The organism is Xylella fastidiosa (genome assembly GCF_011801475.1).
Classification (GTDB): domain Bacteria; phylum Pseudomonadota; class Gammaproteobacteria; order Xanthomonadales; family Xanthomonadaceae; genus Xylella; species Xylella fastidiosa.
This window is the reverse complement of record NZ_CP044352.1, coordinates 1,293,774-1,316,801: the sequence shown is the minus strand read 5'-3', so window position 1 is coordinate 1,316,801 and position 23,028 is coordinate 1,293,774. Positions and strand designations below refer to the sequence as shown.

Genomic DNA, 23,028 nt, shown 5'->3' with positions numbered 1-23,028 from the left:
GCTTGAACGTTGCGCCGCCAGGTCATATGGAGAACACGAGGGCACCCAGGCAGGTTCAGGGGAGGTGCGGTCGGGCCTGAGGCAAGGCGATGGATTCAGCAGTAGCCCAATACGCTGCACGTCAGTGATTGGGATCGTCTCTCATGCACCGCTTGGCCATGCGTCACAGGAGGACGATAGAAGCTCGTATGACGTGTTCGGCACTGCAGCCAGCAATGGCTGCGCTCCGGATCTCCTAGGGACGTGGTAGGAGCAGTGCATCATCGGCACTGTAAAGCCGATCTGCCCAGGGAGGCGGTGCACGCCGTGGACACATGTCAAGCTGGGGATGAGGGTTGAGCCAGTGGAAGCAGCACTCGGTGGCAGGCCTGCTGCGGCTCAAAGAGGGGCGGGTGTTCTCTGGGGGGGGCATGGGATGGGCTTGCCGCAGCGCGGAGGCGGTCACATAACCTTGGCTTGCTCCAGTTCGACTTGCAGGGTGCTCGCTAACTCTTCTCGTGGGATCTCAAATTGCTGTTCACGGGTCAGGTCTTTGACGGCAACCACGCCACGCGCGCGCTCATCGTCACCGGCCAGGACGACGAAACGGATCCCCGCACGGGAGGCATATTGGAATTGTTTGCTGAGCTTTTTTGCTTCCATCTGTACTTCGGTATTGATTCCGCCGATGCGCAGGCGACGGGCAATGTCCAAGGCATCGTCCAGTGTGGCTTCATCCATCAATACCACCATGGCTTGGACGCTGCTTTCTGCAATGCCATCTATCAAACCAGCATCACGCAGTTGCCAGAACAGGCGGGTTAAACCAATCGAGATGCCCACACCAGGCAATTTCGATTGGGTGTAATGATTGGCGAGGTTTTCGTAGCGCCCCCCGGAGCAGATGGAACCAATCTGGGGGTGATTGATCAGCGCGGTTTCGTACACCGTGCCGGTGTAGTAATCCAAACCGCGGGCAATGGAGAAGTTCAGGCGGTAGGCGTGTTCGGGGACACCCAGGACGTTGACCAGAGTCAGCACTTCACGCAATTCGGCAACACCTTGGCGCAGCATGTCGTGTGCCTCTGGCCCTGAGTCTTGGATCAGTGCATCCAGACGGGCCAATGCATCGGCATGGCTGGTGGAACGGGTGGCAACAAAAGTCAGGATATTTTCGACCTGCGCGGCAGGAATACCGAAGCCCTGCCCTATCAATGTATCTCTCACGTCAAGGACACCGCGTTTATCGAGCTTATCCACCTCGCGCAATACAGCCAATTGCAATTCGCCGTCACGCACTCCCTGGCTCTCAAGGAAGCCCCGCAATACTTTGCGGTTGTTTAACTGGACTTGGAAATCTCCGATCCCCAACTCAGAAAACACGGCATGGATGACCGCCAGGACCTCGGCATCGTAGCGAATGCTCAGGGTCTGTTTGCCAATGACATCAATATCGCATTGATAAAATTCACGGAAGCGGCCACGCTGGGCGCGCTCGCCGCGATAGACGCGCTGGATTTGGTAGCGTCGGAACGGAAAGGCCAAGACGTGCTCATATTCGGCGACATAGCGCGCCAGGGGCACGGTCAAATCAAAGCGCAATGCCAGTTCCGGTAGGCGGGTCGCTCCAGATTCAGCGGCATTGGCTAGGGTGCCGGTGGATTGCACGAAATAGACTTGACGCTCTGTCTCACCACCAGATTTGGTCAATAAGACATCAGACAGTTCAAACACCGGGGTTTCTACTGGTAAAAACCCGAAACGCTCATAGTTGCGGCGGATGACATCTAGCATGCGCTGGAAGGCAATCTGTTCGCGAGGTAGCAGTTCCAAGACGCCAGGCGGCGTGCGAGGTTTGATCACAAACGCAACTCCAAAGTAAACAGATAAAAGCAGGGCGCCATTCTACCGGCTGCAATCGCTTCCGGTGGCATGGCATCTGCGGGAAAACTCGAAATATCGCAACAATTTCGCAGCAACACTCGCAAACGGGGCCAGTCTCTGTCACGTGAAGTACGCCTGGGCAGCGTCTGTGGAAACACCGCTGCGGCGGCACTGGGGCATCTCAGGAGGACGGCACGGCACACGGCAATAGGCGCAGCGTTAGCGCTCTAGCCACTCAATAGGATCAGGGATCGGCTCAGATCCGCACTCATGCAGTGGCACACACATGCTGCGTTAGGTGGCCAGTAGCATGTGCCGCAATGCCGGGTACTCTGGGGCAAGCGGTTCGTCGCGCGCGGGACGTTGCAGGAGGCTATCCAGGGCCGCCGGCACGGGCACGGTGGTACCGATCAACGGTTCTACCACCTGCTCAAATTTGGCTGGATGCGCGGTCGCCACAACGGCCCAATCCCCAGCGACGCCCTGTGCACGCAAGTGCTCAAGCACAAACACCGCCGTAGCGGTATGGGGACAAAATATCTCGTCGTAGCGACGATGCCGTGCGGTGATGGTCTGGCGGATCGCGGTGTCGTCGACGGAATAGGCGGTAAAGGCGGCACGCAATGCGGCGTCATCGCCGCGATACAACCAGCGCAATCGTTCAAAATTACTGGGCGCTCCAACGTCCATTGCATTGGCCAACGTCGCCACACTGGGCTGGGGGCGGTAATGTGCTCCGGAAAAGTAATCAGGGAGTACGTGGTTGGCGTTTGTCGCCAACACAATCTGTCCTAAGGGTACTCCCAGGGCGCGCGCCAGAATCGCGGCCAAGGCATTGCCGAGGTTGCCGGTGGGCACAATGAGGTTCAGAGGGCGGCCCGTGCTGGCACGGTGGGTCAAGGCTGCATGGGCGTAGTAGCTCATCTGCGGCAGCAAGCGGCCCAGGCTGATGCTGTTGGCCGAACTCAGCGGCACGGCTGTTTGGAGGCTGGTATCGTTCAGGGCCTGCTTGACCATGGCTTGGCAGTCATCGAACACGCCAGCCACACGCAGTGTATGTATGTTGTCGCCAAAACAACCCAATTGGTGGGCCTGACGTGGCGATACACGGCCATCCGGGTACAGAACGACGACACGTAATCCGGGTTGCCGATGAAATGCCGCCGCCACCGCAGCACCCGTATCACCGGAGGTCGCCACCAGAATCGTCAAGGGACGTTCGACATCACGTCGTAGCCGGGTCAGGCAGGCCGCTAGAAAACGTGCGCCGAAATCCTTGAAGGCAGCAGTGGGGCCGTGAAATAACTCAAGGGCATAATCTTCAGGGGTGGCCAAGGGCAGCAGTGGTGCGGGGAGATCCAGCGCTTCGGCACAGATCGACGGCACATGCACTTCCAGCGGATCGCCCGCAAAGAAGGGGGTCAGTAGTGCGGTGGCGGTGTTGATGAAATCTGCGCTGTGGTCCAAGTCACCAAGGGGTGGCAAGCACTCGGGGACATATAAGCCGCCATCCGGTGCTAAGCCTGCAGCGATTGCCTGGCTGAGGGTGGTCGCCGGGGCTGTGGTGCGGGTGGAATGGAAGTTCATTTGAATAATAGATGGTGGAAAGAGAAAAAAATCGAAGGAGGCAACGGTCTCATAGCAGGCGCGCGCCTGGGCTGGTGAGTGGTGTCACCCAGGCTTGGCTATCAAAACCAGCCGCAGTGAAAGCAGCACGCACGGCTGGTGCGGCGGCTTCGGCGGCACTGCGTGTCTGGAACCAGGCAAATACGCTGGGTCCGGCACCAGAGATGCTTGCCCCCATCGCATCAGCCTGCAGTGCCGCCTGTTGGGCGGCAGTAAAGCCAGCAATCAGCGGGGCGCGGCGTGGTTCGATCAGTACATCACGCAGACCAGCACGCACCAGTTCGGCATCACCGTGGTAACACCCTGCCAAGACCAAGGCTAGGTTAGCGCTCTGGGTGACAATGTCGGGCAGTAGGTAAGGCTCTTTCAGAACCTCGCGTGCACGGCGGGTTTCTAGCAAGGTATCTGGATGGACAAGCAGGCTGTGCCAGGCAGCCGGTACGGCCACCGGCACCAGGCGTTCCAAGGTACACAGGACGAGGCCGCCCAGAAATAGGGGTCCCAGATTGTCGCCATGACGGCTACCGCTGGCGACCGCTTCGCCATCCAATGCATAGCGATACAGGTGTTCACGACGCAATGGTTCATCCAACAGTGCGTTGGCGGCCAGCAGTGCAGCAACGCAAGAGGCGGCCGAGCCGCCCATTCCGGAACTCAGCGGGATGCCTTTGTCGATCTCCAATTCAAAGCCAAAGGGCAGAGCTAAGTCACGATGCATGGAGAGTAAGGCGGCACCGGCTGTATTGCGTTCGGTCTGTAGTGGCAGCGGCTGGGCAATCCCACGGATTGCGGCAATACGTACCTGCGGGGTATCAATGCGCCGCACTGTCACGGTGTCGCCAACCTGGTCCATGGGGTAGCCGAGTAAGTCAAAACCAACGGCAACGTTCGCCACTGATGCCGGTGCGAAGGCGCGTGCCTGATGCGCTGTGGGCGCTGTTTGAGATGCACAGCTGTCTGGTTGCAAGGTCCGATTCACAAGCGTGCGCCCTCGCCCGCTGCAACTCGAAGTAAATCCGCAAAGACACCGGCTGCGGTGACCTCTGGACCGGCGCCCGGCCCCTGGACGACCAAGGGGTTTTCGGAATAACGGCGTGTTGTAAATTGCACTACGTTATCGGTCAAACGAAGGTTGACGAAGGCATGGTCAGAAGGCAATTCAATCAAGCTGACACTCGGGACGTGTCCAGGGGACAGTTGTGCGACGTAACGCAATACGCAACCGCGCTGTTTGGCCGCAGCCAAACGCTCTGCAAAGGTGGCATCAATTTCATTGAGTCGTTCCATGAAATCGGCAACGCTGAGTTGACACAATGTCTCCGGCACCAGGCTTTCTACCGCAACATCTTCTAGGCTGATATCACGCCCCGCATCGCGCGCCAGAATCACCAGCTTACGCGCCACGTCAACCCCAGACAGGTCATCGCGTGGATCCGGCTCGGTATATCCCATCGCTCGCGCCTGGGCGATCAATTGGGAGAATGGGACGCTGCCATCATATTTATTGAATAGCCACGCCAGAGTTCCGGAAAAGATCCCTTCAATTGAGGTGACGCTATCACCGGTATCCATCAAGTCACGCAATGTCGTAATCACCGGTAAGCCTGCGCCCACTGTGGCTTCATAGCGAAAGCGTGCGCCGCTGGCATCTGCTGCTGCACGAATCGCGTGGTAGCGATGCAGGGGGCCGGAGCCAGCCTGTTTATTCGGTGTCACGACATGGATACCGGCTGCCAGCCAGTCGGCATAGCGATCAGCCACCTCAGCACTGCCGCTACAGTCAATGATGACTGCATGAGGCAGATGGGCGGCCTGTAAGTGTGCGGTAAAGGCATCCAGATCGACCGCCTCTGGTGCGGCGGCGAAGGCGTGGCGCCAGTCACTCCCCAGGCCACGCTCATCCAATAACATACGCCGCCGTGAAACGATCGCACGCAAACGCAGATCCAGATTTGCCTTGGACAGTAATTGCTGCTGTGCAGCACATAGCTGGTCCAACAGGGCCTCACCAACGTGACCCGGACCAATCACACCAATCGAAAATGTCTGGGGTGATAACCAGAAAGCAGCGTGTGCAGCGCGCAGTGCCTTCGTCGCCTGCTGACTGTCGATTGCCACCGAAATATTGCGCTCTGAAGACCCCTGGGCAATGGCCAGGATGTTGACATGGGCGCGCCTTAAGGATTCAAACAAGCGCGCCGCTACACCCAGGTGACCAGCCATGCCGTCGCCAACCGCCGCCAATACGCTGATATTGTTGGTCAGTTGTACGCGCTGGACATGCCCTATGGCCAATTCATGGGCAAAGGCATACAACAACGCATCACGTGCACGCTCGGCCTCGGTTTGGTGCACGAGGCAGCAAATGGAATGCTCCGAAGATCCCTGTGAGATCATCACGACAGACAAACGTGCATTACGCAGGGCGGCAAACACGCGTTCAGCGGTACCAGGGACTCCGATCAGCCCCGTGCCTTCCAGGTTCAGCACGGCCAGTCCTGGACTCAGGGTCAGGCCTTTAACAGATCCACTCACCACGCTATCAGCGGTGATCCGAGTCCCTGGATGTCCGGGTTGGAAGGTGTTTCGAATGATGATCGGCACTCCGCGTTTCATCACCGGCGACATGGTTTGTGGATGCACTACCTTGGCGCCGAAATAGGCCAATTCACATGCTTCGTCGTAACTCAAGGCATCCAGTTGCACCGCATCCGGGACGACCCGGGGGTCGGCGGACATGACTCCATCAACATCTGTCCAGATGTGAAGCTCATCGGCCTCAAACAACGCCGCGAAGATGGCACCGGAATAATCACTGCCGTTGCGACCCAGGGTGATGGCGCGTCCAGTACGATCAGAGGCAACGAAACCGGTGACCACCACACGCCGCTGTGGATGCTGCATACGCCAATGGGCCAAGTGCTGGGCACTGGTTGCCCAATCGACTTCGGCGCCAAACTCACCAGGACTCACCACAAGGACTTGGCGGGCATCCAGAACGACACAATCCTCACCCTGGGATTGCAAATAATGCCCAAGCAACTGTGCGGAGTAGACCTCGCCCAAGCCTTGTAAGCGGTCCAGCACTTCAGATGGAAGCATCCCGATGACGGACAAGGCCACCAGCATTTCATGCAGTTCATTAAAACGGGTATTCAACCAATCTTGCAGCGTAGCGGCATGCTCTCCAAGCAATGCCTGAGCGGCGTCGCAATGACGCGTGCGGGTTTGCTGCCACAACACCTGCCAGTCGGGAGAATGATTGGCTGCCTGTTCGGCCAGTGCAATCAACGTATCAGTCACCCCTTTCATCGCAGAAACGATGGTGACCTGCACAGTCTCTTCGCGTGCTAATAGGAGACGCGTGACATGGCGATAGCAATCCGCATCGGCAACCGAAGTCCCACCGAATTTGTGAACGACGGTACGCGGAACGTAGACAGGAGTTTCAACGGTGGACAACCGGACAGCAGACGATGACATCAACAGACCTCATGATGGAGGCCCCATTCTCATCAGGCTGAGGGTTTGACCCGCAACCTGGAGTTCTGGTGCGGGGCCTTAGTATTCGGAAGTTACGCGAAGACGAAGGATCGCACTGGGCACAGGATGTTAGTGCGGATCGTGGCAATCATGCCGACTCTCCCAGCAACAGCAATGCGCCGCCAAACCACAGGCGTAGTAAGAATCAAATAACAGCCATACTTAAACATGAGGTGAAGAAACCGCAGCAACACTATCGCTGTCAAGAGGCGCTCCATATTTACCCCATATCACACGATCAGTGGCAGCATAAATCACAATCAGATCAATGAATTAAAATCCAGATTGCGAGCATAACCGTTACAATCGGAATCAAATACAGGCACAGGCAACGACACGGTTGCGCGGACACAGGCGGCTTACCATGCTCACAACGCCTAGAGATTGGCTATCTCAACCTCACACACGACGAAACTACGCAATACTTTCAGGCTCAACCCAGTAACGTCTCCAGCACGGCCATACGGACCATCACGCCATTGCTGGCTTGACGCAGGATCCATGACTGCGGGCCATCGGCCACCTCATCGGTAATCTCCACGCCGCGGTTGATTGGCCCAGGATGTAATACCACCGCATCCGGAGCTGCACGCGCCAGGCGCGCTGCGGTCAAACCATAGTTGGCATGGTAGTGCTCCAACGAGGGCACCAATCCTTCCTCCATACGCTCACGCTGTAGACGCAGCATCATCAGTACATCCACACCTTCAAGCATGGCATCAAAATCTTGACTGACAACACAACCAGAGAGGAGGCCGTCATGGGGCAATAATGCAGTCGGACCGCACACCCGGATCTGTCCTGCACCCAGGGTGCGCAACGCATGCAGGTTGGAGCGTGCAACGCGTGAATGTTTGATGTCACCGACAAAGAGTAGCTTTAGCTTGGAAAAATCGTTGCCCTTGGCCTGACATAAGGTCAGCATATCCAGCAGCCCCTGCGTCGGATGGGTACTACGGCCAGCACCGGCATTGATCAGCACGGTACCCTCACCAACGACTGCAGCCAACTGTGCGATGACGATCTCTTCAGGATGGCGCACTATAAAACCGCGCACCCCCATTGCCTCCAAATTCTTCAATGTGTCGCAGGCACTCTCACCCTTGCTCGTAGACGACATCGAAGCATCGAAATTTAATACATCCGCTCCCAAACGCTGCGCGGCCAGGTGGAATGAATGACGGGTACGCGTGGATGGTTCAAAAAAGAGTGTGCATACTGCCATACCAGCTAACACGTTGCGCTTGCCCATAGGGTCAACCCCGAGTGCACAGTTCTGGGCAGCACAGTCAAGTAACTGCAGCAGTGTGTGACGCGACAGTCCTTCCAAAGTGAGCAGGTGACGCAAACGTCCATTTGAATCAAATTGCATAAGAGTGATCGCTTTAAGGTTCAAAAAATCAAGGAAGTGATGTCGCCTGCATAGGATCGGCAAGCCAACGCTCAAGGATGACTGCGGCCGCTATCGCATCCAGGGTGTCAGCATCGCGGCGGCGCTTGTACCCAGCTGCACGGGCACCAGCGAAACGGCTTGCGGCTTCAACTGAACTGGAACGCTCGTCAACCAGTACCACAGGTAATCGATAGCGCTCACGTAACTGACACGCAAACGCATGGGCTTGTTTACGGATCGGCTGGTCATGGCCTTCCAAGGTGAGCGGATCACCGACCACCAAACCAACAGGCAGCCAATTGCGCTTCACACGATCCAGGGCATTCCAGTCCACGGCCACACCATGCACATCAATCACCGCCACCGCACGCGCGCCAGCCCCCAAGGCGCTACCCACAGCTACGCCAATCCGACGTGTGCCGACATCAAATCCAAGCACAATACCATCGGGGAAGGGGGAGGATGCCTCAGGCATGCCCGGTATAGTCTGTCAACCGAAACAAATCCACGCCAATGCGTCCAGCCGCACGCTGCCAACGCTGCTCTAGCGCAGTATCAAACAGCAATGAGGCATCAGCCGGCACCATCAACCAATTATTTTCGACCAACTCCAACTCCAGTTGTCCGGCAGCCCAACCCGCACAACCAAGCGCCACCAAAGCACGGGAAGGACCAGAGCCTTCCGCCATTGCTGCAAGGACGTCACGCGAGGTGGTCAGATACAAACCATCGCCAATCAGCAGACTTGGACCCCACACATGTTCGCTGTCATAAATGACAAAACCACGGTCTGGATGCACTGGGCCACCCGCCAACACCACCTGTTCCCGCAGTGTCTCAGAAGCGGTTTCAATCCCCATTTGAAATAACACCTCACCAAGCGTGTATTCAGAGGGCCGATTAAGCACCACCCCCATTGCCCCATTGCTGTCATGCTGGCAGATCAACGCGACGCCGCGCGCGAAATGCGGATCCGGCATCGACGGCAACGCAATCAACAATTGATTGACTAAGGTCATAGTCGGCATGGACATGAGCGCATTCTATCGTTCTTGCCGCAGCAGTGCCTCAGAAAATCATTCCGCATCTTACTCACACTGATTTTTATGCCTACACACATCAGATACTGATCTCCATGTGCGCTGCAATAGCTTCATGATCCACGGGGACACCCCATTAGGAGACGCCAAGAACTGTCACCGGGTATTCGATCATTCTGAACCTGTTCATTCCTGGCTTAGCGATGATGCGGCGATCCATGCGGATGAGATGATGGAGATGAACGGATCACGAATCCAACGCTCGTTAAATCAATTTTGGCAATCACCTACACCCGCGCTGCAACAAGCGCTAACAAACACAGTTACCTATAAATAGGCTGAGCCATTTCATCTTTCAGCCAAATACAATGAACCTGTCACACACACCATAAGCCGCTGATGGTGTGACAGGGAAAAGCGATGACATTATTTTGATCGCCAGGTCTGTTGATGTCGGTGTTTCTCACCGCGCAGGTCACTTAAGCTCCCACCACATCCAGAAGGCGTCCCATAGCCGCTTAAAGAATCCTCCCTTCTCGGCACCAGCCATTGCTGTCAACGGTGCCTGTGCGACGACCTTACCATCCAGTGTGACTTTCACCTTACCCACCGACTGTCCAGGTTTAATCGGTGCTTCAAGGTTACGTGGCACTTCGATACTGGGTTTAAGGTCGTTATAGCGACCACGCTGTACAGTGACAAATAGCGGACGAGGCACCCCTAACTGCACTTCGGAAACTTGCCCCTTCCATATCTTATGTTTGGTCACCACCTTGCCAGGCTCATAGAGGGTGTGAGTCTCGAAAAAGCGAAAGCCCCAGTTCAACAAGGCCAGGCTATCCTCAGCACGCTTTTTCTCGGAAACATCGCCCATCACAACGGTCAGGATGCGCTGATCACCACGCTTGGCCGAATTAATAATGCAATAGCCTGCCTCGGAAGTATGGCCTGTTTTAATACCATCCACAGAGGGATCTCGCCACAGGAGCAAATTGCGGTTGGACTGCTTGATTCCATTAACCACCAACTCCTTCACTTTGTTATAGGCGTAGGTTTCTGGGAAATCTCGAATCAACGCGCGACCAAGCAGTGCCATGTCATACGCACTGGAGTAATGCCCCTCAGCACTCAAGCCTGTCGCATCGACAAAGTGCGAGTTCTTCATTCCAATGCGCTGAGCGTAGCTATTCATCAACGAAGCAAATGCCTCCTCGCTACCAGCCACATGCTGAGCCAGCGCGATCGCAGCATCATTCCCCGACTGCACAATCATGCCCTGCTCCATATCCTCCAAGCGCGCAGTCTTGTTGACAGGAAAGCCACTATAACTGCCATCGGTGCCAGCGCCTCCCTTGCGCCAAGCATTTTCGGTCATCATCACCTGATCATCACGATGCACTTTGCCGTTCTTGATCTCAGCGGCAATCACATAGGAAGTCATCACCTTGGTCAGGCTGGCCGGAGCAAGATGCGTATGGATGTTCTCCCCTGCAAGCACCTGACCGGACGCATAGTCCATCACAACCCATGCTTTGGCTGAAGCAGGCGCTGGCGCCTTGGGAATGGGTATTGCAGGAGCTGGAGCAGGGACAGGCTGCGGAACCTGCGCAACAGCCGAACTCACCGCACACATGAAAGTAGCAACAGTCGCAAACAGGAATTTCACCGAGATATTCCCCCTGAGACACCTAACCGTGGTAACTGTAAAATTGTAATAGACTTCACTTAATTTCTGAGGCGTTTATTGAAGGAAGATTCATTCTTCTCGAAGATGTTTCCACGAGCAAATATAAAACTGTCTATAGGCTGAATAATCAACGGGGGACACCTGCATCACCTCCGATGAAGTGATGCCATCCATTCTCTATGATCTGTATACCATCGGAATACTTAAAAACTCGGAATGTCACTGGATGAATCACAAAATTGACCTTTACCCCTCCCCCTTCGTTCAATGATGTGCCGCATCACACCAACAAACTTCCCGTGCCAATAACACAAGCGCTGTAAGAAAAAAGAAGCGCTGCCAGCAGCAGCGACCATGCTGCAAAACCCACCCAAGTTGGATAGCCACTACTCCACAGACCAAGACGGAATGAAAACGACAGTACAACCCATGCTGTTGTCCCAAAATGCGCGCGCAACAACACATGTCAGCGTGAACACCATTGCTGTACTGGTCAAAGAGACCAACCAATGGCCGTCATTGCACATCATCGGGCAGTAGGGATAGATACGTTGGGCGTACGCGATGTAACACCGCGCACGCCAGGATCATCACACCAAATCAAAGCGATCCAAATGCATAACTTTACTCCAAGCTGCGACAAAATCGCGTACAAACTTCTCTTGAGCATCCACCGCGGCATAGACTTCTGCTAGCGCACGTAACAGTGAATTGGAGCCAAAGACCAGATCAACACGGGTACCCGTCCATTTCAGCGCACCGGTGCGACGATCACGTCCTTCGAACAAATGACGCTCTTTGGAAACGGGAGCCCACTCCGTCCCCATGTCGAGTAGATTGATAAAGAAATCGTTACTCAACGTCCCCAGACGATCTGTAAACACACCGTGCTTCACACCGCCAACGTTGGCACCCAAGACCCGCAAACCGCCGATCAATACCGTCATCTCCGGTGCAGTCAATGTCAGTAACTGGGCACGATCAATCAAAAGATGCTCAGACGGAACAACACAACCTTCCTTGACATAGTTCCGGAATCCATCAGCAAACGGCTCCAGAGGAGCAAATGAACTGACATCAGTTTGCTCCTGCAAAGCGTCGGTACGTCCCGGCACAAAAGGGACCTCCAGCACGATACCGGCACGCTTCGCCGCCTGCTCCACGCCTACACCGCCAGCCAATACAATCAAATCTGCCAAAGAAATGCGTTTGTCTCCCGCTTGCGCGTTAAATTCAGCCTGGACACGCCGCAATGTTTCCAGCACCACACTCAGTTGCTGCGGCTGATTGACCTCCCACTGGCTTTGCGGAGCCAAGCAAAGACGCCCCCCATTGGCGCCGCCGCGCTTATCCGAGCCACGGAACGTGGAGGCCGATGCCCAAGCCGTCGAAACGAGCTGAGAGATTCCTAACCCAGAAGCAGAAATTTTCTGCTTCAACGCAAGAAGGTCCTGCGCATCAACTAACACATGGCTGACCTTAGGAACTGGGTCCTGCCAAATCAATTCTTCAGCCGGAACCTCTGGGCCAAGGTAACGGACACGCGGCCCCATATCACGGTGCGTCAACTTAAACCAAGCCCGAGCAAACGCATCGGCGAACTGGTCTGGATGCGCATGGAAATGCCGCGAAATCTTTTCGTAGACTGGATCAAAACGCAACGCTAAATCCGATGTCAGCATCATCGGCAGTAATTTCTTCGACGGATCGTGCGCATGCGGGATCGTCGCTGCAGCATTCTTAGCCACCCACTGATAGGCGCCAGCAGGACTTTTGGTCAACTCCCATTCGTAACCAAACAAGTGCTCAAAAAAATCGTTGCTCCATTGTGTTGGAGTCTTAGTCCATGTCACCTCCAAACCGCTTGTAATCGTATCCCCCGCCTTGCCACTACCGAAGCGGTTGTGCCACCCCAAGCCCTGCTGCTCCAACTCCCCGGCTTCCGGCTCAGGACCGACGTTGTCTGCTGGAGCCGCACCGTGTGTTTTACCGAAGGTGTGGCCACCGGCGATCAACGCCACAGTCTCCTCATCATTCATTGCCATGCGAGCAAACGTTTCGCGAATGTCGCGAGCAGAAGCGAGCGGATCTGGACAGCCATCCGGACCTTCAGGATTGACATAAATCAATCCCATCTGCACAGCAGCCAACGGATTTTCCAACACACGCAAGTCGCTATTCTTGGCAGCCTTCTCCTTTGCTCCCCTGTGTTCATCTGGATGGTTTACACCTTCCGAGACAGCTCCATAACGAACATCCCCACCAAGCCAGGTCGTCTCCCGGCCCCAATACACATCCTGATCAGGTTCCCAAGTATCCACACGACCACCAGCGAAACCAAAGGTTTTAAACCCCATTGATTCCAACGCAACGTTACCGGCAAGCACAATCAGATCGGCCCAAGAAATCTGCTGACCATACTTTTTCTTGATCGGCCAAAGCAGACGACGTGCCTTGTCCAAGCTGACATTATCCGGCCAGCTATTGAGCGGCGCGAAGCGCTGCTGGCCACGACCAGCACCACCACGACCATCACCGATACGATAGGTGCCGGCACTATGCCAAGCCATACGGATAAACAAACCGCCGTAATGACCAAAGTCAGCAGGCCACCAATCCTGCGAATCAGTCATCAATGCATGTAAATCACGCTTCAACGCAGCGTAATCGAGTTTCTGGAACTCTTTGGCGTAATCGAACGTTTCACCCAGTGGATTGGACTTATTCGAATGCTGATGCAGTAAATCCACACGTAACTGATTGGGCCACCAATCTTTATTGTGAGTCCCTTCAACCGCTGTCCTATTGAAAGGACACTTCACGGCAGAAGTCGTTTCTGGAGATGATGCACGCATATCACGCATATAAGGACAACCTTTATAAATAAGGGATACAAACAGTGTATGGAAAAATAATGATTTATATAAATAATATATATATAAAAATACGATAGTTATTCACTATGAATCTTATGCCGTACCCAATCGCCATTCATTGCGGTACAAATCAATGAAATATATTTCGCTACAACAATTGCCAGGCCATCACCGTCCTAACGTATACCACTCTTGGCTTGCCATTAGACACACAAAGATCCGATGAACCGTACAAGCCAAATCACTTTCACCACACAAGATGCAAGCATATTGACGGCAGGTGCGGGTTTTCCATCCGCTCTGAAAAAGAATGCAACACCTGCCCTCAATATCCGGAAGAAAATCCTAAAACAAGTATTTACTGCGTGAGTGCACTTCGGAAAATGACTATCAAGGGAACTATTCTCCAATGATCGTTAAAAAACCCCTGAAATAATCCGAGGCCTCCTGTTCAATGCCCCTCATTCGAACAGACCCACAGATGGTATGTTCAAACCTTCTCGCCAAACGCTTTGGCAAGCGCCCGATATGCCTTGCGCTGTGTCTCGTTTGTAGCTAAAGGAGCAGTGATTTCCAACTCAACGATCTGGTCTCCTGGCGGAGGACCAGGCAAACCACGACCGCGCAGACGCAACTTGCGTCCCGCATCGGAATCCGGTGGCACCTTCAGCTCCACAGATCCACCGAGAGTCGGCACGCTGATCGAAGTCCCCAATGCAGCCTGCCATGGCGTCACTTGCACAGTGTGCAGAATATTGTGCCCATCAACTTCAAATTGCGGATGCGGAGCATATTCGATCTCTAACAAGAGATGACGAGCGTAGCTCCCCTGTCCGTTCAACCGAATCACCTTGCCAGGTTGGATACCTTTAGGCACACGCACATCAAGCTGACGCCCATTGACCGTGACCCGCACACTTCCCCCGCTGTAAATGGCTTCCAGTGGCACAGTCAACTTGGAACGCGTATCACCGTGTTGCGATTTGGCGCCACCCCCTGGACCTGCATGACGACCACCAGCACGGGCTCCAGCAAATAAGCTCTCAAAGAAATCGCTGAAATGCCCCCCCGACGCATTGCCAAACACCTCTTCAAAGTTAAAACCATGCTCACCACCAAAATTAGGAGGAGCATGGAATTCATCTCCAGGCCGGTACCCTTGTGCACGGAGCTGGTCATAAGCCGCACGCTTGTTCGGATCGCGTAATGCCTCATAAGCCTCGTTGACGGCCTTGAATCTCTCCTCCGCCCCCGGCTCCTGACTGACGTCAGGATGATATTTGCGCGCTAGCCGACGGTAAGCGGTCTTGATCTCAGCCTCACCCGCACTCGGTTCAACACCTAAAGTCGCGTAATAGTCCTTGAATTGCATCCGTCGTCACCTCTTACACAAGGAAAAGCCCGCAGCATCAAAGCCACGGGCCAGCCGAATCTGGCCGAAACGCGCGCTGACCCAATATCACAGCGACCAATAAGCATCCAACGAAGACTTGGATCTGCGCGCGCCCACCGAACATCACATTGATTGCAACGCAACATCGCTGGAAACAGCGTTACCAACCTGAATACGCCGTGGTGTCGTCGCCGCTTGTTTCGGGATCAAGATCCTCAACACACCATGACTACCACTGGCCGTAATGCCATCAGCATCGGCACTGTCTGGCAATGCAAAGCGACGATGGAAACTGCCATAACGACGCTCAATGCGCGAGAAATGTTCTGTTTGACTAGAGGACTCGGTTTTACGCTCACCTTTAATGGAAAGAATGCCCTTATCCATTTGCACCTCAATGTCAGCTGGATCGATCCCAGGCAAATCGGCATACAACACAAACTGGTTAGGTTCTTCCTTAATATCTACGCGCGGCACCCACTGCGCGGTCACCACTGCAGACTCATCGGTATCACCGTTATGTTCGAAAAAACGGTCGAACACCTGTTTAATCTCATTCTGCAACGCAGCCTGACCAGGCCAAGGGGTATAACGAACAACGTTCATCGATAACCTCCGGACACGATTGATTGATAGACGGGTTGAGGCACCTCTAAAACACAGTGCCTTTAGTCCTACAGATAAGCACGGCGACGCTATTTTCAAGGACCCGAAGGTATTCTTTTTTATCTACTTCCCTGTGCTATTGATCTAAAAAAATAGGCATTCGTTCCAATAAACCCATTCACCAAAGCGCGGAAGAAACAACACATTGAAACAAAAGACGAGCACTCCCTCCCCCCATTGCCGAGATGGAATGAAAACACTTTGCATCACACCTACTTAACGTAAAACGCGGAACTGCATCCTGTTCCAAGCACCATCCTCAGCCAACGCAGTCAAGATATACGTCCCTGGTTCTGGGAAATCACGCTGAAAGGTCTGTCCCCCCACAGTTTGAGCAATCCAGCGCCCATCCAAGAGCCAGTCGATCCGTGTTTCACTGCCCAATGCACGCAACTGCAGATGTACCGGCTTGGTACTACCAGGTGGACGCTGCAATGTGGCACCTTCAACGAGACCATCAATGTACAGCACCCCAGCATCAGCACGATCATCCTCAGAACAGTCTGAGGCCAGCCGAGGCAGATGCGTCGCACGACGCTCCACAGCATCAAGCCATGGGATCACCAACGTCGGCCAACGTGCAATCTGCTGCTCCCTGATCAGATGCGGCAGACGACAATCAGGCCTAACACGCAAACCACTACGCACATCGACCTGGAATCGTTCCAAACCGCTACGCCACAATTTCGCATCACGCTCAGCGAAGGTCGGCGGCACCACCCCATCCAATACGTAGGCACTGTAGCGCCGTCGGCACAATTCCGGCGGCGTGCTAGCAGCAGCAAAACCCAGCGGCCAACAGATATCAACCTGCTCCACACTGGCTGGCATCGGCTCCGGCACAGCATCACCAGGCGCGCGTGGTAACACATCAATCACATCAAACAACAACGGTAATGCCGTAATCGCACCATACTGACCCGGCAGCGGGGTACCATCCGGACGCCCAACCCAAACACCCACTGTGTAGCGGCGGGTACTCCCCAGCGCCCAAGCATCACGGAAGCCATAGCTGGTACCAGTCTTCCAAGCCACGGACGGACGCATCGCAGTATCGAACGTGCCCCTGCCATACCCAGGGCGCGGGTTAGCAGCAAGAATCTCGCGCACAATCCAAGCCGCACCAGGGGAGATCAAACGACGCTCAATACGCGGATCCTCCGGGGTATAACGCACCCGTCCTGCCACGCCACCGCGGTTGAACACCGAGAAGGCACCCACCAGCTCCTGCAACTGTGCCCCTGCACCCCCGAGGATCAACGCCAAATTCGGGGTGGCACCGCGTGGGAAACGCAACTGCACCCCTGCATGCGCCAGACGCGTCGCAAACCGAGCCGGCCCAATCCGTTCCAACAAATCGACTGCAGGCACGTTCAACGACTGTCGCAATGCACTGGACGCACCAATAGGGCCAGTGAACGCAGCATCGAAATTACCCGGACGATAATCACCAAAATGCTGTGGCGCATCGACCAACAAACTCTCAGAATGAATCAAGCCCTGATCCAACGCCATTCCATAAAGAAACGGTTTAAGTGTGGAACCCGGCGAACGCCAAGCCCGCACCATATCCACGTGACCCAACCGCTTGGCATCACCGAATGTCACCGAACCAACGTAGGCACGTGCTTCCAGGCTTTGATTATCCATCACCAGCACCGCAGCAGAAGTGCGCTCAGGTAACGGTGAGAAATAGGTACTCACTCTTTCCTCAAGAGTACGCTGCAAATCAATGTCCAACGTGGTCACAATGCGTGCAGCATGTGGCCGTTGCACACGCAGACGCTGCGCCAACAACGCCGCGTACATGGGTGGCTGCAATGCACGTGCAACCACCGGCTCCAGCCGCGCATCTTTCACCTCTTCATCAGACCAGACACCAAGCACTGCCATGCGTGCCAGCACCTTATCGCGTGCTTGCCGTGCCAACTGCGGATTACGGTCCGGACGCAACCGGCTTGGCGACTGCGGCAATACCGCCAGCAACGCCGCCTCAGCATGCGATAAGCGTGCCGCCGACTTGCCAAGATAAGCCCAGCTTGCCGCCTCAACGCCCTGGATCGTCCCTCCGTAAGGGGCACGTTCCAAATACAACTGCAAAATCTGGCGCTTACTCAAATGGACTTCTAACTGTACTGCACGCAACAACTGCTTGAGTTTGCCCCAAGGAGTACGGCCATGCGGCTCAAGAATCCGTGCCGCCTGCATTGTCAACGTCGAGCCACCGGAAACGACATGACCATAACGCAGCCACAGGCCCCCAGCACGTAACAACGCCCAAGGATTCACCCCCGGATGGCGCCAGAACATACGGTCCTCATAGGTCAACAGAGCCTGCACATACAACGGCGACACCTGTCCCAACTGCGCCGGGTAGCGCCATACACCATCAGCATCAGGGAAGGCACGCAATGGAGTACCATCTCGAGCAACCACCAGCAAAGCCATATCGTGCGAGGTCGGTAATGGCAATGGGCAAAGCACATCCAACAGAAGAAGCAGCGAAAGCAGTCCAGCACAACTCCAGCGCAGCCAAGTCAATGCACGATCATCGCGCAAACGACCAAACATGGAGGCCGACAATGATGGAAGCACGAACATACTCACTGCTGGACGGGATGGCTATTGTGCCTGCTCCGCCAAGATCTCATAAAATCAAAGCCTTATGGGAAGTTAACGAGCGATCATGCGCTTCGGTCACTCTGCATAGGTGCGCATCACACTTCAAACATATGATCTTGAAAATCATAAAGTGCGTCAGGGCAATGGATTCACCAACGCGACCGCTAGCCTATTTCAGTACGCCGATCCAACACAAAGCCATCTTCAACAACACAAGCGCTAGGGCGCAAAACAACCTTGGTTTTTTGATTATCAATGATCAGTGACACAACAAATCGGTACACCAATACACGATCCTCAATGCAACGCCACATCAAATCAACACCTAAAACACCTATAAAAAGTATTGTCAGTAAATACCGCCCATCATTTAACGCGCTAGAGTGCATCACCCAATGACAGCACATAAGCACTGTAACGGGATCATCTTCGGATACCATGCTCATGGTGTACTGCTAGCTTCTATGATGCTATGTAGAAAGCAGCATCAGGACGATATTCGAACATCTGCATTCACCGCATTTTTGTGCGAACTGCAACGCAAAAAACATTCACGTATAGAGCAATTTCTCTGATTCTCCACACGCAGATATTGCAGGGCCCTTATATTTTCTCCGATTACCCTGCATTCTCCTTGCTTCTTTATTTATGTTAGTTAATCATTAAACCGGCGTGTTCGAAGTACTGTGCAGGCCATTCATTGTCATCCCTCACCCCATATCTTCTGGCGACTGCCGAAGAGCCTTGCCAGGTCGGTATTTTCTACGATTGATCAAGACACTCTGCGGCATTTCAGAGAGAGTAAACAGAAATGAAATTTAAGCCCGATATACCGCATCGCTTGCTCGTCGTATCACTCGCTATTGCGATCGCTACGTTCGCCACCCCCAGCATCGTGTTCGCCCAAGAAAAGGATACAAGTGCTGCTGCCATACTGGATGCGGTCAATGTGACCGGCACTCGACTGAAAAGCCAATCAATGACCGCTTCAAGTCCAGTAGCCGAGATTAATGCTGAAGAATTCCAGTACAGCGGAGCAACCAAGGTTGAAGATTTGGTCAACCAATATCCGCAGTTGTCTTTAAATTTCGATGGCTTTACCAACAATGGCTCGGATGGTTACGCCACCGTCGATCTGCGCGGCCTTGGGGCTAAGCGCACCCTGACTCTCGTCAATGGCAGACGCATTCCTAAGGGCATTATAGAGACCCCAGACATCACCATTATCCCCACAGCCATTGTTAAACGTGTCGATTTACTTACGGGCGGCGCATCCGCAGTGTACGGTTCAGATGCGATTGCTGGCGTGGTTAACTTTGTCCTTGATGACGCGTTTCATGGCATCAGTGTCAACGCCGGTTACTCGGCGTATCAGCACAACAATGACAACACCTACATGCGTGGCTTGATGGACAAAGCCGGCTACCCTTATCCCAAAGGGGGATCTGGCTTTGACGGTGTTTCCCGAAATATCGACTTGGCAATCGGTGGCAATTTCGGAGAAAGCGGCCACGCCACGACTTGGGTCACTTGGCGCCAGAACGATGGGCTATTACAGGGGCAGCGTGACTATTCTTCGTGTGCACTCAAGCCCAATGGTACCGGCTGTGGCGGCTCGCTCACCGCTAACCCACCTAATTTCAACATCGTGGCACCAACGGCCGGCACGTTTTTCGTGCTTCCTTCAGCCAATGGGACGTGGTCCAAAACGGACACCCCCAACCTGTACAACTATGCACCGGTCAATTACTACCAACGTCCAGATACCCGCTACACCGCTGGTACTAACATCCAGTATGAAATCAATAGCCATTTCAAACCGTATGTTGAAGCGTTGTTTGTTAATCACCGCAGCTCAACACAAATAGCCCCCTCAGGTACATTTTTTAATGAATTAAAAGTGAATTGCAGTACCGCCGTCATCGGTAGCCTGTGCAACGATGTGGGCATTACTGACAGCGCATTTAGTGTCTATGTTGCCAAGCGCAACATTGAAGGTGGACCACGCAGCACCAACACCGACACGAGTAGTGGCAGCATCACCGCCGGCACTGGTGGCAACCTCATCGGTAACTGGTCCTACGACGCTTCATTCACCTACAACCGCAGTGCTACAAAGTCAGAAAGTTTCAATGACTTTATAACCACACGGGTACACGACGCGTTATTGGGCTGCCCAACTGGGTCGTTCGACGGCTGCGTTCCTTACAACGTGTGGACAAACAACATCAGTGCAGCCGCTGCGCAATCACTACAGGGCGTGGGTATTGTCAATTACACCACCTCAATGAAAGTGTTCAACGCCTACGTTACTGGTGACTTCGGCTATGCGCTGCCCTGGGCAAACAACAAGCCAATCAATTTAGTCGCCGGCTACGAGTGGCGCACCGAAGGCTACACCCGTACTGCCGACAGCAATACACAGGCTGGCAATTTTGCTGGATCAGGCGGCCCTACCTCCAACGTAGATAATAGTATTAGCGTCAAAGAGCTTTTCCTGGAGAGCGCAGTCCCGTTGCTTGCCAATACTGGCATTCTGAAAGAGCTTGATTTGCAGTTCGGGTATCGCCGTTCTAAGTACGATGTTTCCGGGAGCACCAACACTTATAAAGCAGGTTTTGGTGCCAGTTTCGCTGAGGGCCAGTACTTACTGCGCGGTGGCTGGAACCGTGCAATCCGCGCACCAAGCATCACCGAGCTGTATGAACCCAATACGATTGCACTCTGGGATGGTAGCGATCCTTGTGCAGGGACCTCTCCAACGTTCACTCAGGCACAGTGTGCTAACACTGGCGTGACTGCTGCTCGATACGGAAACATCACTGCAAACCCAAGCGGTCAGTACAACGAGATCAGTGGTGGTAACAAAAACCTCAAGCCGGAAATCGCTGATACCTGGACCCTTGGATTCGCCGCTACACCGATCAAAAACCTTGATCTGAGCGCCGATTATTACAGCATCAAAATAAAGGATACGATCCGCACGATCGGTGCATCAAATATCCTAGCGGCCTGCGCTCTGACAAACGATGCCAATCTGTGCAGCCGCATCCGCCGTAATAGCGCCACTGGGGACTTGTTCCTCGGAAGCGATCCAGCTACCTCCGGCCTGGTATTGAACTCGCGGGGCAACTTCGGTGCATTGCAGTTCCGTGGTATCGACTTAACAGCTTCATATGCCTGGAACGTCGGCCCAGGGCGGTTGACCACCAACATGATCGGCAACTACGTGATCAAGCAGGACTATCAACCCGTCCCCGGTATCAGTGACAACAATTACAGTTGCGCTGGCATTGTCAATACCGCTTGCGGCAACACTAACGGCACTAAGGGAGGGACCTCAAAGTGGCGTCACATGGTGAATGTGCGCTACGGTTTTGACCGCTACACGATGGGTCTGCGCTGGCGCTATATTGGAAAGATGAATTACGAGGACACGGATGGAACACCAGGTTCGACCGATAAATTAGTGGTCAACGGCGGAAATCGAGTTTCAGCCTACAACTACCTGGATTTGACCGGGTCAATACAACTGGATAATGACATCACCTGGACGATGGGACTGAACAATGTGTTCGACCGTGAACCTCCTCTGGTCGGCAGTTCGTTGAGCTATAACGGCAATGCGCTGAAGGGCTATGACCAAGCCGGACGCTATTTCTTCACCAGCATAGGGTTGAAGTTCTAATTGCAACGTTAATCGGTACGCATTGATACAAGCGACGGCGGGGGCAACCCCGCCGTTTACATTCAGGCGATTCGTTCGAACCAGTGATCCACGCAACACTGATGCATCCAACCAGAACGCGATGCAAAAAGGTCACCACAACGCCATTGCAAAACCTTCCAAAATATCGGTAGTAACTACCAACGAAGATCACAACCACATCAAATACGTCTGCATCAACCACCACGGCGACGTGGAGGCAAACTACCAGTGGGTTAAGCCGCAACAACATCAGCCTGCATCTCACGTCACTCAAAACTTGCTACTGCTGCGGCATCTCTCACTTTTGCGTTTGCTTTCTCTGCCAAGCATAGAAGTCTTGGTCATCCTTGTTACCACGCTGATCTGGCTGTAGGGATATAACGTCACCAAGCGCTACACGTTAAGAATCACCCCACAAATGCATCAACAGGATCAACGAAGAACGCATCATCAACAACGCATCAACGTTTCATTATGGCTTACAAGAAAAAATGCATATCAAATGACGCACCATCAAAAACGCCAGCGAACGTAATGACCACTTCACCCGATTACACATCCACATGCGTTGCCAGCGCCTCATCTCATCACGACGTATAGCGCAGGATAA

At 54.1% G+C, this 23,028-nt stretch carries 17 protein-coding genes; 4 read left to right on the top strand and 13 right to left on the bottom strand.

All coding sequences use genetic code 11. The features are described 5' to 3' along the window. Positions 1–441 precede the first annotated feature (441 nt). The 8 genes from hisS to F7G16_RS05725 form a co-directional block, all read right to left on the bottom strand. Entirely contained in the window at positions 442–1,842 is a 1,401-nt protein-coding gene (gene hisS, locus F7G16_RS05760; RefSeq protein WP_011098026.1) for a histidine--tRNA ligase, read from the bottom strand. 315 nt (positions 1,843–2,157) lie between these two features. Then, positions 2,158–3,450, bottom strand: a complete 1,293-nt coding sequence (gene thrC, locus F7G16_RS05755) for a threonine synthase (RefSeq protein WP_004088310.1) — start codon at positions 3,448–3,450, stop codon at positions 2,158–2,160. A 49-nt stretch (positions 3,451–3,499) separates the two neighbouring features. Further along, complete coding sequence (locus F7G16_RS05750) at positions 3,500–4,468, bottom strand: homoserine kinase (protein WP_038231717.1); 969 nt, start codon at positions 4,466–4,468, stop codon at positions 3,500–3,502. Then, positions 4,465–6,972, bottom strand: a complete 2,508-nt coding sequence (thrA, locus tag F7G16_RS05745) for a bifunctional aspartate kinase/homoserine dehydrogenase I (protein ID WP_004088308.1) — start codon at positions 6,970–6,972, stop codon at positions 4,465–4,467. Before thrA ends, F7G16_RS05750 begins: the two co-directional genes overlap by 4 nt. 493 nt (positions 6,973–7,465) lie before the next feature. Beyond that, positions 7,466–8,413: an aspartate carbamoyltransferase catalytic subunit gene (locus F7G16_RS05740; protein WP_038231721.1), complete on the bottom strand. Its 948-nt coding sequence runs from the start codon at positions 8,411–8,413 to the stop codon at positions 7,466–7,468. 19 nt (positions 8,414–8,432) lie between these two features. Next, positions 8,433–8,900, bottom strand: coding sequence for a Holliday junction resolvase RuvX (ruvX, locus tag F7G16_RS05735; protein WP_004088306.1), 468 nt, complete (start codon positions 8,898–8,900; stop codon positions 8,433–8,435). Beyond that, positions 8,893–9,459: a YqgE/AlgH family protein gene (locus tag F7G16_RS05730; RefSeq protein ID WP_011098030.1), complete on the bottom strand. Its 567-nt coding sequence runs from the start codon at positions 9,457–9,459 to the stop codon at positions 8,893–8,895. The genes ruvX and F7G16_RS05730 overlap by 8 nt, the downstream gene beginning before the upstream one ends. 481 nt (positions 9,460–9,940) lie before the next feature. Beyond that, positions 9,941–11,098, bottom strand: coding sequence for a D-alanyl-D-alanine carboxypeptidase family protein (locus tag F7G16_RS05725; protein ID WP_042466467.1), 1,158 nt, complete (start codon positions 11,096–11,098; stop codon positions 9,941–9,943). A gap of 408 nt (positions 11,099–11,506) precedes the next feature. Between F7G16_RS05725 and F7G16_RS05720 the strand changes: the two genes are divergently transcribed. Beyond that, positions 11,507–11,692, top strand: a complete 186-nt coding sequence (locus F7G16_RS05720) for a hypothetical protein (RefSeq protein ID WP_014607349.1) — start codon at positions 11,507–11,509, stop codon at positions 11,690–11,692. Positions 11,693–11,742: 50 nt separating this feature from the next. Here F7G16_RS05720 and katG read toward each other — a convergent pair whose 3' ends face one another. Further along, the gene (katG, locus tag F7G16_RS05715) at positions 11,743–14,016 is read right to left on the bottom strand and encodes a catalase/peroxidase HPI (protein WP_004088302.1); all 2,274 of its coding nucleotides are present in this window, start codon (positions 14,014–14,016) and stop codon (positions 11,743–11,745) included. A gap of 234 nt (positions 14,017–14,250) precedes the next feature. Between katG and F7G16_RS12020 the strand changes: the two genes are divergently transcribed. Next, positions 14,251–14,397: a hypothetical protein gene (locus tag F7G16_RS12020; RefSeq protein WP_155266595.1), complete on the top strand. Its 147-nt coding sequence runs from the start codon at positions 14,251–14,253 to the stop codon at positions 14,395–14,397. 121 nt (positions 14,398–14,518) lie between these two features. Here the strand turns inward: F7G16_RS12020 and F7G16_RS05710 are convergent, their stop codons facing one another. The 4 genes from F7G16_RS05710 to F7G16_RS05695 all read right to left on the bottom strand — a co-directional run bounded on the left by F7G16_RS05710 (position 14,519) and on the right by F7G16_RS05695 (position 19,155). Then, entirely contained in the window at positions 14,519–15,400 is an 882-nt protein-coding gene (locus F7G16_RS05710; protein ID WP_038228321.1) for a DnaJ C-terminal domain-containing protein, read from the bottom strand. 144 nt (positions 15,401–15,544) lie between these two features. Then, a complete protein-coding gene (locus tag F7G16_RS05705) occupies positions 15,545–16,027 on the bottom strand; it encodes an Hsp20/alpha crystallin family protein (RefSeq protein WP_004083422.1) in 483 nt (160 codons plus the stop codon). A gap of 276 nt (positions 16,028–16,303) precedes the next feature. Continuing rightward, complete coding sequence (pbpC, locus tag F7G16_RS05700) at positions 16,304–18,688, bottom strand: penicillin-binding protein 1C (RefSeq protein ID WP_012382661.1); 2,385 nt, start codon at positions 18,686–18,688, stop codon at positions 16,304–16,306. A gap of 185 nt (positions 18,689–18,873) precedes the next feature. Beyond that, the gene (locus F7G16_RS05695) at positions 18,874–19,155 is read right to left on the bottom strand and encodes a hypothetical protein (protein ID WP_004088299.1); all 282 of its coding nucleotides are present in this window, start codon (positions 19,153–19,155) and stop codon (positions 18,874–18,876) included. A gap of 365 nt (positions 19,156–19,520) precedes the next feature. Here F7G16_RS05695 and F7G16_RS05690 point away from each other — a divergent pair, with 365 nt between their 5' ends. Together F7G16_RS05690 and F7G16_RS05685 are read left to right on the top strand one after the other, a co-directional pair. Beyond that, positions 19,521–22,397 (top strand): TonB-dependent receptor, encoded by a 2,877-nt coding sequence (locus tag F7G16_RS05690; RefSeq protein ID WP_038233117.1) that lies wholly within the window; start codon positions 19,521–19,523, stop codon positions 22,395–22,397. A 121-nt stretch (positions 22,398–22,518) separates the two neighbouring features. Further along, complete coding sequence (locus F7G16_RS05685) at positions 22,519–22,791, top strand: hypothetical protein (protein ID WP_038228315.1); 273 nt, start codon at positions 22,519–22,521, stop codon at positions 22,789–22,791. Positions 22,792–23,028 lie beyond the last annotated feature (237 nt).

Excerpts from the sequence above, each read along its gene's own strand:
- F7G16_RS05685 (WP_038228315.1), top strand. The coding sequence starts at position 22,519 with ATGCAAAAAGGTCACCACAACGCCATTGCAAAACCTTCCAAAATATCG.
- F7G16_RS05705 (WP_004083422.1), bottom strand. The coding sequence starts at position 16,027 with ATGAACGTTGTTCGTTATACCCCTTGGCCTGGTCAGGCTGCGTTGCAG.
- F7G16_RS05710 (WP_038228321.1), bottom strand. The coding sequence starts at position 15,400 with ATGCAATTCAAGGACTATTACGCGACTTTAGGTGTTGAACCGAGTGCG.
- ruvX (WP_004088306.1), bottom strand. The coding sequence starts at position 8,900 with ATGCCTGAGGCATCCTCCCCCTTCCCCGATGGTATTGTGCTTGGATTT.
- katG (WP_004088302.1), bottom strand. The coding sequence starts at position 14,016 with ATGCGTGATATGCGTGCATCATCTCCAGAAACGACTTCTGCCGTGAAG.
- F7G16_RS05720 (WP_014607349.1), top strand. The coding sequence starts at position 11,507 with ATGCTGCAAAACCCACCCAAGTTGGATAGCCACTACTCCACAGACCAA.
- thrA (WP_004088308.1), bottom strand. The coding sequence starts at position 6,972 with ATGTCATCGTCTGCTGTCCGGTTGTCCACCGTTGAAACTCCTGTCTAC.
- F7G16_RS05695 (WP_004088299.1), bottom strand. The coding sequence starts at position 19,155 with ATGAGCATGGTATCCGAAGATGATCCCGTTACAGTGCTTATGTGCTGT.
- thrC (WP_004088310.1), bottom strand. The coding sequence starts at position 3,450 with ATGAACTTCCATTCCACCCGCACCACAGCCCCGGCGACCACCCTCAGC.
- F7G16_RS05725 (WP_042466467.1), bottom strand. The coding sequence starts at position 11,098 with ATGTGTGCGGTGAGTTCGGCTGTTGCGCAGGTTCCGCAGCCTGTCCCT.
- F7G16_RS05730 (WP_011098030.1), bottom strand. The coding sequence starts at position 9,459 with ATGTCCATGCCGACTATGACCTTAGTCAATCAATTGTTGATTGCGTTG.
- F7G16_RS05690 (WP_038233117.1), top strand. The coding sequence starts at position 19,521 with ATGAAATTTAAGCCCGATATACCGCATCGCTTGCTCGTCGTATCACTC.
- F7G16_RS12020 (WP_155266595.1), top strand. The coding sequence starts at position 14,251 with ATGAACCGTACAAGCCAAATCACTTTCACCACACAAGATGCAAGCATA.
- pbpC (WP_012382661.1), bottom strand. The coding sequence starts at position 18,688 with ATGTTCGTGCTTCCATCATTGTCGGCCTCCATGTTTGGTCGTTTGCGC.